The organism is Marinobacterium mangrovicola, assembly GCF_004339595.1.
Classification (GTDB): domain Bacteria; phylum Pseudomonadota; class Gammaproteobacteria; order Pseudomonadales; family Balneatricaceae; genus Marinobacterium_D; species Marinobacterium_D mangrovicola.
In genome coordinates this window covers 517,158-529,918 of record NZ_SMFU01000009.1, presented here as the reverse complement: position 1 = coordinate 529,918, position 12,761 = coordinate 517,158, and the positions used below count along the sequence as shown (strand labels likewise).

Genomic DNA, 12,761 nt, shown 5'->3' with positions numbered 1-12,761 from the left:
GATATTTTAACGGGGTGGGGGGTAGGAACAGGAAAGAGCGCTCCCGAGACCCGGACGGGCCTCGGGATAGCGTCGAACGTCGCTTAGCCGAGGAACAGCTTGTAAGCGGCGTTATCGGTTTCGTCGAAGTAGGTGTAACCGATCTCTTCGAGGAACTGACCCACCTGGGCGTGTTCCTCTTCAGGCACCTGCATACCCACCAGAACGCGGCCGTAGGCAGCGCCGTGGTTACGGTAGTGGAACATGGAGATGTTCCAGCGGCCGCCCAGCTTGTTAAGGAATTTCATCAGTGCGCCGGGGCGTTCCGGGAACTCGAAACGGTAAACCACTTCGTTAACCACGCTGGCCGGGGCGTGGCCGCCGACCATATAGCGTACGTGCAGCTTGGCGGTTTCATCGTCGGTCAGATCGACCACGTCTTCGATATGCTCACGCAGCTCGGCCAGCAGCTCTTCACGACCGCCGTTGTTGGGCAGAATCTGCACGCCGGCAAACACCATCGCCTGGCTGTCATCGGAGTAGCGGTAGTTGAACTCGGTGATGTTGCGCTTGCCCAGCGCGGCGCAGAACTTCTTGAAGCTGCCGGGACGCTCCGGGATACGTGCGGCGATGATCGCTTCGCGCTGTTCACCCAGCTCAGAGCGCTCGGCGATATGACGCAGACGGTCGAAGTTGACGTTGGCGCCGGAGTCGATGGCGATCAGCGTGCCGCCTTCGATCCCCTCGCGTGCGACATACTTCTTCAGGCCGGCCACACCCAGGGCACCGGCCGGTTCGCAGACGGAGCGGGTGTCATCGAAGATATCCTTGATGGCGGCGCAGATTTCGTCGGTGCTGACGGTGATCACCTCATCGACGTAATCCTTGGCGATCTCCCAGGTGTATTCACCGATCTGGGCAACGGCCACGCCATCGGCGAAGATGCCGACCTGATCCAGGGTGTCGCGGAAGCCTTTCTCCATCGCCAGCGCGAGGCTTGCCGATTCGTTGGATTCCACGCCGATGACCTTGGTTTCCGGGCGCAGGTATTTAACGTAGGAGGCGATACCGGCGATCAGACCACCGCCACCGACGGGGACGAAGATTGCATCGATGTGGCCGCTCTCCTGGCGCAGGATCTCCATGCCGATGGTGCCCTGGCCTGCGATCACGTCCGGATCGTCGTATGGGTGCACAAACACCAGGCCTTTCTCTTCCATCAGTTTCTGAGCGTGGGCGCGGGCCTCATCAAAGGTATCCCCGTGCAGAACCGCGCGACCGCCGAGACGTTTGACGTTGGCGACCTTCACATCAGGAGTGGTCTTCGGCATGACGATGGTCGCCTTGATGCCGAGCCTGCGTGCCGACGCTGCCACGCCCTGGGCGTGGTTGCCGGCCGAGGCGGTAATGACGCCGCGTGCTTTCTCCTCTTCATTCAACTGCGACATCTTGTTGTAGGCGCCGCGAATTTTGAATGAGAACACCGGCTGCTCATCCTCACGTTTGAGGAGGACTCGGTTGCCAAGGCGTTCGGACAGACCACGGGCTTCGTCCATCGGCGTTTCACGCGCGATGTCGTAGACCCGGGCTTCGAGGATCTTCTTGATATAACGCTGCATAGGGCACTTCTGATTTGTAGTGGATGCGCATTGCACGCGGAGATTTAAGGTCGAAATGGTATCGGCTGAAACCCCCAGCGTCTATAAGGGGAGCTGAGTGTTGCGTATAATCACGTGCTCATGATCAACCGCGACAGGATCTGACAGGCGATGACCCAGGACGAAATGAAAAAAGCGGTGGCCGAGGCCGCTGTCGAACATATCAAGCCACTGCTGGAAAGCGACACCATTATCGGTGTGGGCACCGGCTCCACAGCCAATCTGTTCATCGATGCCCTGGCGGCGGTGAAAAACCAGTTTGCCGGCGCGGTGGCCAGCTCCGAGGCGACAGCCGAGCGTCTGCGCGGTCACGGAATCGAGGTGTTCGACCTGAACAGCGTTGACCAGCTGGCGGTCTATGTGGATGGCGCCGATGAGTTCGACCCGCATATGAACCTGATCAAGGGCGGCGGCGCTGCGTTGACCCGTGAAAAGATCGTTGCCGCGGTGGCAAAAGAGTTTGTCTGCATCGTCGACAGCAGCAAGAAGGTGGATCTGCTGGGCGAGTTTCCGCTGCCGGTGGAAGTGATCCCCATGGCGCGCTCTTATGTAGCCCGTGAACTGGCCAAGCTGGGCGGCCTGCCGGTGTATCGCGAAGGTGTTGTTACCGACAACGGCAACGTGATCATCGATGTACAGGATATGGAGATTCTCGATCCCAAGGCGCTGGAGCAGCAGATCAACAATATCGTCGGTGTCGTTACCAACGGTTTGTTCGCCCGCCGCGGTGCCGACCTGGTGCTGATGGGAACCCCGAATGGGGTGGAAGAGCTGCGCGACTCTCATTGATTCGACAGCAACAAGCTTAAGCCTGTGCCGGGTCGTCATCGCTCCGGTGCGGGTTTTCAATATCTGTGTAGATCGTCTTTTCCCTGCTTGATACTGAACAGCGCTTTAAGTCATTCCTGCTGATTCCGCTATCCTGCGGCATCTTCCTGTTCATCCAGTCTTAGCTTCTTCTGGCCTCTATTCACGTCTAGTTGCTGTTCACTTCGGCATCAATGATCTCCTCATTTATTCCAGCCGTAATAGCGCCCTAGCCCATTCAGGGCTAAGCGGAACGATTTACTGCGTGTGATAGAACTCAGACGAGACGGATGCTTTCTTTATATCGGAAGAAGAAGGACTGCGTTAAACGGCGGAGAAAGGTGCGGGAGGAGAGAAAGGCCGAGCAAGGTTGGGCAAGGTTCAGAGTTGCGCGAGTTCGCCGTCCGTCTGGCAAACCCGCAAAGCTTATACCGAAGAGCTTACCACTGAACCACTTTGGTCAGTACGATGCTCACCGGCATGGTAATCCACAGCATTGCGACCGCGTTGATCAGCAGCCAGCCCCAGCCAGAGGAATCACGGAAGTTTTCATCATGCGCCATGACGTTATTCACCCTTTTGAAAAACTTGGAAAATATGGTTTCTTAGATTTGTCGCCCATGGCGACTGCATAGAATCGGCGCAAATTTTACCAGAGCGCCAGGGAGCTTAGTAGCCGACCTTTTGTCGTAGTACGTCAGTCACATAAGCGGTACCGGCAACTGCATAGCAGCGTGCGCTTTCCGCTATGCTGTATGTCATCCTTGGGTTGAAGTTAACAGGAGTAACGCCCCATGAAATGGCTCGCCTGGTTGGTGGGAATTGTCCTGACGGTAATGCTGACATTTCATGCACTGCCCTATGTCGTGCGTGACCAGGTGGTTATCTGGCTTCGCTCCCAGGGCGTCGAAGATGCGCGATTCGAGGCGCTGACGGTTAATTGGCTCAGTGGTGAGGTGATCATCAAGGGGCTCAAGGCACGACGCGAGGGGCACTATCCGCTGGATATCGATCGCTTCCGCGTTGCCATCGATTATGGCGATCTGTTCGATAAGCGAATCCATCTGCGCCCGTTAGAGGTTGAAGGCGTTCGCTCCGGCTTTGTATATACCCTTGAAGAACAGTGGCTTGGGCCACTGAATCTGGCAGAGCTGGCGCCGCCAGCCGACGAGACGGAAGAGCCCGAACCAGAGAATAATGAGCCTTCCGGCTGGAGCGTTGGTCTGGATGCGCTGTCGCTGGATAACATCGACTGGCGCCTGCAGCTGTTCAAGCAGGAGCACCATCTGGAACTGGATCAGCTGCAGCTCGGTGGCCTGTTTTTCTGGCAACCGGATGAACCCACCGCGCTGATCCTGCACGGCCGCCTCAATGACGCCCCCTTCGATATCGATTCCACCGCACTGCCATTGCCGGTGGATAAGCGTGCTGAGCTGGCGCTGAAACTGGACAAGCTCCCAGTGCACCCGCTGGTTGCCCAGTTTGTGCCTCAGCTGGAGTCGGCCACCGTCAGCGCAGACCTGCGTTTGGGCGGAGAGTTCGCCGGCGACAGCATTCATGTAACGCCTAACGGTACTCTCAGTCTGACCGATCTGTCCTGGCAGGATGAGGGCCTGAGTTTTCAAACTCCGTCACTGACCTTCGACGGTGGTGTGGATCTTACGCTGACCGCTTTTGCACCGGCCAATATCGCTGTGGGCGCTCGTGTCACACTGGCCGAAGGCGCTGCGCTGACCCAGGGGAGCCAGCAGGTGAATCTGGGTGGCTTGAAGTGGGACGGCAAGGTGGACCTGGATCTGAACCGAGAGGGGCCGATGGATCTGGGTGTGGCCGGCTCCCTGGATGCCCAGACGCTGGCGTTTAGTATGGCGGGTGAAGCGCCTTTGTCGCTGGCCCTGGGGCAACTCGGCTGGCAGGGCGACAGTGATATCCAGGTCGGCCGGGATGAGACCCTGGCGGTGAGTGTGCAGGGCGAAAACCAGCTGCGGCTGGCGGATCTGTCGTTGCAGCAGGGTGAAGCACTGTCGCTGGGTCTTGGCTCAGCCAACTGGCAGGGTGATACGACGGTGCAGGTCAGCGGCGGCGAAACCACGAAGGTAGATCTGCAGGGGCAGAACAAGCTGGATCTGGCAGCGTTGAAACTTCAGCAGGGGAGTGCGCTGTCGCTGGCCCTGAATAAGGCAGACCTGTCCACAGCATTGACCTCAGAGGCGCTGAATAATTGGACGCTGTCCGGCACCCAGCTCAACCTCAGCGGTATCGAACTGCAGCAGGGCGGGGCTATGCAGGTGGAGCTCAGCAGCCTGTCGACCAGCGCCGATGCCAGCTACGCCATCGATAGCGGCGCACTGTCGTTGAAAGCGCCGCAGTTGGCTCTCGGTACGACCAACATGCAGGTGGGCGGTAAGCCGCTGGCCTCGCTGGAGTCGATACAACTGAATACTTTGGATGTGGCAATGCCGCTGAAAGTAGGCCTGGGCTCGGCGCAGGTAGCCGGCCTCAGCCTGGCTAGCACCCAGGCTGGTGATCCGTTGCTGGCTATGGCGGGGATCAGACTGAACAAGCTGGCGCTGGATCAGAGCGGTGTACAGATCGACGCCATAGAGGGTGATGGACTGAACGCCCTGCTCAACCTCGATGAACAGATGCAGCCGGAGGATATCCAGGCGTTGCAGCAGCAACTTGGTGCTCTCTCTGGAGGAGAAAGTGCGAGCGGTGCTGATTCAGATGCACAAAGTCAGACGTCGGGTGAGCCGTTCCGGGTGCGTATCGATCGAATCGGCCTGGGAGGGGAAAATCACTTCACGCTGACGGATCGCTCGGTCAAACCCGCCTATAAAACCGATCTGGTGATCAATCAGCTTGCCCTGACGAATATCGACACCCAGGGTAACGAGCAGAGCGAATTTAACCTCAGTGGCATCTTCAACCGTTTTGCCAAACTGGAAGCCGAGGGCGCGATCAACCTGTTGGGCTCACCACGAAGCGGCCACTGGACGGTCAATCTCGATGATGTGCAGTTGCCGGCGGTAAGCCCGTACAGCATCAAGTACACCGGCTATTACCTGCAAAGCGGTCAGCTTAATGTCGCCATGGAAGGCACACTGGACGAAGATCAGCTGGATGGTAAAAACCATATCCGCATCAACCGCCTGACCGTGGATCCGGTGGATCAGGAGCAGATCGGCGAGTTCCAGGAGACAATAAGCCTGCCGCTGGAAACGGCGATCTCGGTGCTGCAGGACGACGATGAAAATATCGACCTGGATGTGCCGATCAGCGGTTCGCTGAACGATCCTTCGTTCGATTACCAGAGCGTCATCAACCGGGTGCTGGGTAACAGCGTCAAGCAGGGGGTGATGACGTACCTGGTGCAGGCGCTGCAGCCCTATGGAGCGCTGATTACCCTGGCGGAAACCGCCATTGATGCGAGCAAGACCGGATCGTTTATCAACCTGGAACCGGTGGCTTTCGCCGCTGGAGAGTCGGAACTGAGCGGCGATGCCGGTGATTATCTGGATCAACTGGCCGGCTTGATGGCCGAGCGCGGCGGGCTGCGACTGAACCTCTGTGGCGTCACTGTGGCGGCTGACCGCCAGGCAGTTGGCGAGGTGCAGAACGTTGAAAACGGCAAACGCACCAAGCCCCTGGAGGGAGAGGAGCTGGCGGCGGAGCTGAGCGATCTGCTGCGTCAGCTGGCGCAGGCTCGTTCCGAGGTACTCAAGGAGCGGATGCAGCAGAAGGTCGAAGCAGACCGCCTGTTCCTCTGTTATCCACAGATCGACCAGGATGGCGAACCGCGCGTGGATCTGTCGCTCTAGGCCACGTCGCGCAGATCTGAATGCCCCGTGTGCCAGACTTCATTGGCGCGAGCATATTATTCCCTCTGGGTGCGCGTCTCCTACCCGGTCGATAGCTGGAGTAGGTGCTATGCACCGTCGCGATTACCCATCGTGTTTTCATACGCCTCCGTGCCGAATTCAGTCGGCACGGAGGCGTATTCCGATATCAGCTCTGTGAGCGCAGCAGTCGGTAACACTGATCCAGCCGCAGCGGGCGGCGGATCAGGAAGCCGGTAGCCACGAAGAACAGCGATGCCAGCGCCGGCAGGCTGATCCAGAGCCAGGGGTGCAGCTTGGGCTCCACATCCAGCAGCTGAACATGCAGCCCGGCCAGGGTGATCTCGGATGCCACTCCCGCCAGCACACCGCACACCAGACCCAACAGCAGGAACTCGAGCAGATCCAGACGCCGGGTCTGTTCACCGCTGGCGCCCAGCGTCTGCATCAGTGCGGATTCGAAACGACGCTGTTCCAGTGCCTGCAGCAGCGTCACCGCCATCAGAATCAATCCACAGAGCAGCGTCAGGGCCAGGATCATCGCCGAACTGTCACCCAGGCGTTTCAGCCAGGTACCGAGCTGGGCCAGCAGCTGGTCGATATCGATCAGCGTCAGCGACGGGAAGTCGCGCAGCATCTCGGTGGCCAGCTGCTTGCGCTCGCCCTCCAGGCGGAAACTGGTGATCCAGGTGCCGGGATAATTCTCCAGCGCACCGGGGCTGAAGATCACGTAGAAGTTAGGCCGGAACGAGGTCCATTCCACACCGCGGATACTGGTGATCTCCGCAGAGACCTGCTGGCCGCCGATATCGAAGCCAAGGCTGTCGCCGAGCTCCAGCCCCAGGTCTTCCATCATGTCCTGCTCGACGGAGATCTGCGGTCTGTCCGGTGTGGTTTCCCACCATTGCCCGGCCAGCAGCTCGTTATGCTCCGGCCTGTCGCGGGTCCAGCTCAGGTTCAACTCACGTCTCAGGGTGTTGTCCTGCAGCTGCTCCTCGGTCAGCTGGGGCCGAATCGGCTCGCCGTTGAGCTCGTTCAGGCGACCGCGGATCATCGGATAGAGGGTGCTGTCGATCTCGTTATCCTGCAGGAATCCATCCAGATCCGGCTTCTGCCAGGGCTGAATATTGATCACGAAGAAGTTCGGTGTGTCGGTGGGAAACTTGGCGCGCCACTCCGACAGCAGATCGGCGCGGCTGACCCAGACCACTGCCAGCAGGGTGAGCAGCAGTACGATCACGGCAGACTGCAGCCGGTGCCATTTGCGCTGCTGGCGCAGACGCAGGCGTAGCAGGCGTCCGAGCAGCAGCTTGCCGGCCATCGGCTCAGCCAGTTTCTCCAGCAGGAACTGGGCGATATAGCCGAACACCAGTCCGCCAATTACCAGCAGGCCCAGCAGGATCAACGCCGCCGCCGGCGCCTGCAGGAACAGCAGCAGTGTCACCGCCAGAATCACCAGGCAGCTGGCCTGCAGCACGCGGGCGCGTTTGTCCTGGGGCGGCGTATCGCCCCGCAGCAGATGGGCCACCGGAATGCGTGCCAGTGAAAGCACCGGCGGCAGTCCCAGCAGGATTAGCATCACCAGACCCAAAGCCGCACCGCTGAACCAGGTGTAGAAGGCGGGCTCTGGCAATCGCTGCGGCAGCAGATTGATCAGCCAGGACTGCACCAGTCCATCTACCAAGGCCGCAATAGCAGTACCGATGATTGCCAGCAAACCCCAGGCGAACAGCAGCTGGTAGAGATAAACGCGCACCAGCTGCGCCGGGTTAAGGCCCAGGTTAAGCAGCAGCGCACTGCGGGTGAACTGCTTCTGGCTGAAGCGTCGCAGGCTCAGCAGGATGGTCAGTGCCGACAGCAGCAGGGCGGTCAGTGCCGAGAGTTTCAGGTAGGCGAGGGCGTTGCCCAGTGCATTGCCGGTGACCGGCTGGTCGGTTTGCAGGGCCAGCAGGCGTTCGTAGTCGGCCAGCGTCGGGCGCAGCTGTGCATCCAGCGCGGCGATCTCCTCCTTGTCGCCGGACATCAGTACGCGGAAGCTGGCACGGCTGCCCGGTGCGAGGACGCCGGTGGCTTCCAGGTCGGCACGGTCGATGATGATATGGGGGCTGAAACTGCGAAAACCGGTGCCGCGATCCGGAGAGCTGATCAGCTCTGCACTGACGGTAAATTCGCTGTAGCCGAGCTGCAGCCGGTCGCCGATCTCGAGTCCCAACTGGTTCATCACCCGGGCTTCAATCCAGACATGGCCGGAGGCGGGCAGGTCGCTGGTATGAGCCGGCTCGGTGATGATCTCGCCACGCAGGGGATAGGGCGGGTCGGCGGCCCGAACCGATACCAGCATCGGTGGTGTCTCTTCACCGGCGTCCGGGTTGGATACCATGCTCGGGAACTGCACCACTTGGGTGCTGGTGACATCGTTGGCCGCAATTTCCTGCAGACGTTCATCGCTGAGAGGGCGGCCGCTGCTCAGCACCAGGTCGGCGCCGAGCAGGTTGGCGCTCTCGCGCAGCAGACCGCGCTCCAGCCGGTCTCCCAGTAGAGTCAGCAGGGTAGTCAGGGTGATGGCGATCAGCGTGGCGAGCAGCAGCGCCCGCCACTCGGTGGTGCGCAGTTGGGTTTTAAGCTGGCGCAGGGCCAGGCGGGGGAGCAGGTTCATGATTACTCCTCCGTCAGCTGACCGTTATGCAACCTCACACGCCGCTGGCAGCGTGCGGCCAGCTCCGGGTCATGGGTGATCAGAATCAGTGTCGTACCCTGCTGCTGGTTCAGGCTGAACAGCTGTTCGATGATACGGCCGCCGGTCTCTTCATCCAGGTTGCCGGTGGGTTCATCGGCAAACAGCAGGGCCGGCTGGGTGGCGAAGGCGCGGGCGATGGCCACGCGCTGCTGTTCGCCGCCGGAGAGCTGCGAAGGATAGTGGTCGGTGCGCTCTCCCAGCCCTACCTGTTCAAGCCAGCGCTTTGCCTCTTTTTCCGGGTTGGCGCTGCCGCGGATCTCCAGCGGCAGGCGCACGTTGTCCAGTGCGGTCAGCTCCGGCAGCAGATGGAATGACTGAAAAATAAAACTGACTTTGCTGGCGCGCAGCTCTGCGCGCTGTCGGTCGTCCAGCTTCTCCATCGCCTGGCCATCGATGCTGACGCTGCCATGAGTTGGGGTATCTAGGCCTGCCAGCAGGCTCAGCAGAGTGGATTTACCAGCGCCGGAACGGCCGATCACCGCCAGACTTTCGCCGCGAGGCACGTTGAGATTCAGTTCTTCGAACAGGGCTACGCGCCCCGCCTCGGTATCGAAGTGCTTGCTGATTGCCCGCGCTTCGATCATCGACGGGCTCGGGTTAGACTGGTCCATATCTCTCCTTGGATGGCGTATCACTGCCAGTACGGCGAATTCGTCTGAATGGATTTGGAACACTGAACGATCAGAAGGTTCTAAACGTATCGGTCTAGAGACTAATCGAAGGAATCCACCTAATGCGTACACTGCTGTTTTTGTTGCTGATCTTAACAAGCCCGATGAGTTTTGCCTCGATGCTGGTACTGGGTGACAGCCTGGCGGCCGGCTACGGCATCGATGAGGAGGAGGGCTGGGTAAACCTGATGCGGCAGCGGCTGCAGAGCAACGGGTATACGCTGGAGGTGGTTAACGCCAGCGTCAGTGGTGAAACCACCAGCGGTGGGTTGTCGCGCCTGCCGGCGTTGCTGGAAACCCACCAGCCCTCACTGGTACTGATCGAACTGGGCGCCAACGACGGTCTGCGTGGTACACCGCTCAACATCGTTCGTGGCAACCTGGAGCAGCTGGTTGAGCTGTCCAGGGCCTCGGGCGCCGAGGTGCTGATGATCGGTAACCGCCTGCCGCCCAATTATGGTCCGCAGTACACCCAGGCGTTTTTTGGTCTGTTTGCAGAGGTAGCGGGGGAAAAACAGATTGCCCTGGTGCCCTTCCTGCTGGATGGCGTCGCCAGTGACTGGGATCTGATGCAGGACGATGGCTATCACCCGAAAGCTAACGCCCAGGCGAAAATACTCGATACTGTGTGGACCGGGCTGGAGCCGATTTTGGATGAGGCGAGGTCGGAGTAATTTTATTCTGAGTGGACGCAGCAATGACGGATCAGACTCTCAACGGTATTCAGGTAAACGGTATCGGTTACTCGGTTGTCAGTGCAGAACCCGGGGTGTTTTCGCCCTGGGATTACGGCATTGAACCGGAGAGTGTCTGTTCATCCAACTGGTCGGGGTATGTCGCCGGTTATGAGGTGGTTGAGGATGTGCTCAGGCTCTCGTCGTTAAGTGTTGGCTGGTCGCCACCGCGCAAAAGGCCGAAAAGCCAGCAGTTGGCACCGGATGACCCGCTGCGGATATTAGACGATTGGGATCCAGCGCCCTTGCCCGCGCTGAACGGTGTAGAGCCGGAATCGATCGGTGGTGGCTATATGCATTATGCCGATCTGGCTATGCCGCTGGATTACAGTGGTCGTATTCTCGGCTGCAGCGGTGATCCAGACTCGCCTCTGCCGGGCGAGTGTCAGGTATTTACCTTTGAATCTGGCAGGTTGGTAGAGATTGTTGAGTCCAGCTGGAGCGGTTTCCTGGAGCTGCTTTAAGCCGATGTCGGCGCATTGAGGTGGGTTTTGAGTACAAAAAAAGGCGCCCTCAGGCGCCTTTTTTATCGATGGGACGATAACGATTAAGCGAAGTTTTCGTTCGCGAAGTCCCAGTTTACCAGCGCCCAGAAACCTTTCAGGTAGTCCGGACGTACGTTGCGGTAATCGATGTAGTAAGCGTGTTCCCACAGGTCAACGGTCAGCAGTGCTTTCTGGCCGTTGGTCATCGGAGTACCGGCGTTGCTGGTGTTAACGATTTCCAGGGAACCGTCGCTGTTTTTGACCAGCCAGGTCCAGCAGGAACCGAAGTTGTTAACAGCCTTGTCGTTGAACGCTTCCTGGAACTTCTCGAAAGAACCCCAGGTGGCGTTGATCGCGTCAGCGATAGCGCCAGTCGGAGCGCCGCCGCCGTTCGGGGACAGGGAGTACCAGTAGAAGGTGTGGTTCCAGATCTGAGCGGCGTTATTGAAAACAGGGCCGGCCGGAGCGCTGGTGATGATCTCTTCCAGAGTTTTGCCTTCGAACTCGGTGCCCGGAACCAGGCCGTTCAGCTTGGTCACGTAGGTGTTGTGGTGCTTGCCGTGGTGGAACTCCAGAGTCTCAGCTGAGATGTGCGGTTCCAGAGCATCCTTTGCGTATGGCAGTGCAGGCAGTTCAAAGCTCATATTGTTTCACCTTATTTGTTTGACAGGGTTTCGAAAGTCACTGTTCGATTCCGGAGGCTGGCATTCAGTTCCGGGATCCCAGGATTAACTTCCTAGCATAAAACTGGGTTTTCCCATCTGGGTATGCCCTTTGGGTCACCCCCGGCGGTTTTTCGATAATACCACCCTTGTGGGTCAGTATCATGGCACAGTCTGTGGTGCTATTCGGTACGTCTCTGCGACTAATAGATAGCTGGAACTGCGCCTTACTCTCCCTAAAATGGGGGCTCTGATAATAATTACAAGGCGTATGGACTGATGGGCAAGGTGTTTTTATGGATGGGGGTGGTTCTGTTTGCGATCTACCTGGTCAAATCACAGTTTCTGAATTCGAAGACCTGGACACCGTTTCGCGATGGTTGTCTGGCATCGGAAAACGCCACTGAAGCGCAGTGTAACTGCCTGGCCGATTACGTGCATGAGCGTTTCAGCGATCAGGAGGTCCAGCGCATGATGGACAATCGGATCACCGACCCGGTTTTCGCTGAAAAAGTGAATAGCACCGTGGTTGCCGGAACGCTGGCCTGTCGCAACCCGGGTTAATTATCCCGGGTTTTGCTGCAGATACAGGCGGGCCAGAAACAGGCCGGCAATGGCGCGACCTTCGGCGAAGTCATCCCGGGTCACCAGCTGCTCGATATCGTCGAACGCCCAGGTCACCCGCTCCAGCGGTTCCGGCTCGTCGCCGGGTAGAACGCTGGGGTAAAGGTCGCGTGCCAGAATCACGTTGATACTGTGGCCCATGTAGTTGGGCGCTGCGCTGATGTTTTTTAGCAGCACCAGCTCTCGGGCACCGAATCCCACCTCTTCCTGTAGCTCTCGGTTGGCCGCTTCCAATGCGGTTTCGCCCGGGTCGATCAGCCCCTTGGGCAGGGTCAGGATGTAGTCATGCAGGCCCGCTGCGTATTCGCGGATCAGCTGGACGTTGTTGTCCTCATCCAGTGCGACCACCATGACGGCACCGTGCCCCCGCGTGGCGAGCCGTTCGAACTGACGCTCTTCGCCGTTACTGAATCTCAGATCCAGCGCCTCAACGTGGAACAGGCGGCTGTCAGCGACCGGGGTTACCTTCAAAATCTCGGGCTTTCGCGGCATACTCTTTCGTCCGTTTAAGGGAATCTATGGTTACATTCATAGCTTCCTTAGTCTCTTCCATCCATGCGAGTGT

General features: G+C 59.0%; 11 protein-coding genes. 5 read left to right on the top strand and 6 right to left on the bottom strand.

Annotation, left to right across the window (positions count from 1 at the left end):
* Nucleotides 1-83: 83 nt before the first annotated feature.
* On the bottom strand, nucleotides 84-1,634 hold the full coding sequence (ilvA, locus tag CLV83_RS14940) for a threonine ammonia-lyase, biosynthetic (RefSeq protein WP_279387530.1): 1,551 nt from the start codon (nucleotides 1,632-1,634) through the stop codon (nucleotides 84-86).
* Between the two features lie 114 nt (nucleotides 1,635-1,748).
* Here ilvA and rpiA point away from each other — a divergent pair, with 114 nt between their 5' ends.
* The gene (rpiA, locus tag CLV83_RS14935; RefSeq protein WP_104004714.1) at nucleotides 1,749-2,426 is read left to right on the top strand and encodes a ribose-5-phosphate isomerase RpiA; all 678 of its coding nucleotides are present in this window, start codon (nucleotides 1,749-1,751) and stop codon (nucleotides 2,424-2,426) included.
* 458 nt (nucleotides 2,427-2,884) lie between these two features.
* On the opposite strand, the gene CLV83_RS22865 is transcribed toward rpiA, so the two are convergent.
* Entirely contained in the window at nucleotides 2,885-3,007 is a 123-nt protein-coding gene (locus tag CLV83_RS22865; protein ID WP_268807721.1) for a hypothetical protein, read from the bottom strand.
* A 231-nt stretch (nucleotides 3,008-3,238) separates the two neighbouring features.
* On the opposite strand from CLV83_RS22865, the gene CLV83_RS14930 reads away from it, so the two are divergent.
* A complete protein-coding gene (locus CLV83_RS14930) occupies nucleotides 3,239-6,265 on the top strand; it encodes a DUF748 domain-containing protein (protein ID WP_132293962.1) in 3,027 nt (1,008 codons plus the stop codon).
* 187 nt (nucleotides 6,266-6,452) lie between these two features.
* Here CLV83_RS14930 and CLV83_RS14925 read toward each other — a convergent pair whose 3' ends face one another.
* Together CLV83_RS14925 and CLV83_RS14920 are read right to left on the bottom strand one after the other, a co-directional pair.
* Complete coding sequence (locus CLV83_RS14925; protein ID WP_132293959.1) at nucleotides 6,453-8,939, bottom strand: ABC transporter permease; 2,487 nt, start codon at nucleotides 8,937-8,939, stop codon at nucleotides 6,453-6,455.
* A gap of 2 nt (nucleotides 8,940-8,941) precedes the next feature.
* A complete protein-coding gene (locus tag CLV83_RS14920; RefSeq protein ID WP_132293956.1) occupies nucleotides 8,942-9,631 on the bottom strand; it encodes an ABC transporter ATP-binding protein in 690 nt (229 codons plus the stop codon).
* Between the two features lie 122 nt (nucleotides 9,632-9,753).
* Between CLV83_RS14920 and CLV83_RS14915 the strand changes: the two genes are divergently transcribed.
* The gene (locus CLV83_RS14915) at nucleotides 9,754-10,365 is read left to right on the top strand and encodes an arylesterase (RefSeq protein WP_132293953.1); all 612 of its coding nucleotides are present in this window, start codon (nucleotides 9,754-9,756) and stop codon (nucleotides 10,363-10,365) included.
* A 23-nt stretch (nucleotides 10,366-10,388) separates the two neighbouring features.
* Nucleotides 10,389-10,889, top strand: coding sequence for a hypothetical protein (locus CLV83_RS14910; protein WP_132293950.1), 501 nt, complete (start codon nucleotides 10,389-10,391; stop codon nucleotides 10,887-10,889).
* 83 nt (nucleotides 10,890-10,972) lie between these two features.
* On the opposite strand, the gene CLV83_RS14905 is transcribed toward CLV83_RS14910, so the two are convergent.
* Nucleotides 10,973-11,554, bottom strand: a complete 582-nt coding sequence (locus tag CLV83_RS14905) for a superoxide dismutase (RefSeq protein ID WP_132293947.1) — start codon at nucleotides 11,552-11,554, stop codon at nucleotides 10,973-10,975.
* Nucleotides 11,555-11,851: 297 nt separating this feature from the next.
* On the opposite strand from CLV83_RS14905, the gene CLV83_RS14900 reads away from it, so the two are divergent.
* Nucleotides 11,852-12,136, top strand: a complete 285-nt coding sequence (locus tag CLV83_RS14900) for a hypothetical protein (RefSeq protein ID WP_132293944.1) — start codon at nucleotides 11,852-11,854, stop codon at nucleotides 12,134-12,136.
* Here the strand turns inward: CLV83_RS14900 and nudE are convergent, their stop codons facing one another.
* Nucleotides 12,137-12,688, bottom strand: a complete 552-nt coding sequence (nudE, locus tag CLV83_RS14895; RefSeq protein ID WP_132293941.1) for an ADP compounds hydrolase NudE — start codon at nucleotides 12,686-12,688, stop codon at nucleotides 12,137-12,139. It abuts the gene before it with no gap.
* Nucleotides 12,689-12,761: the final 73 nt, after the last annotated feature.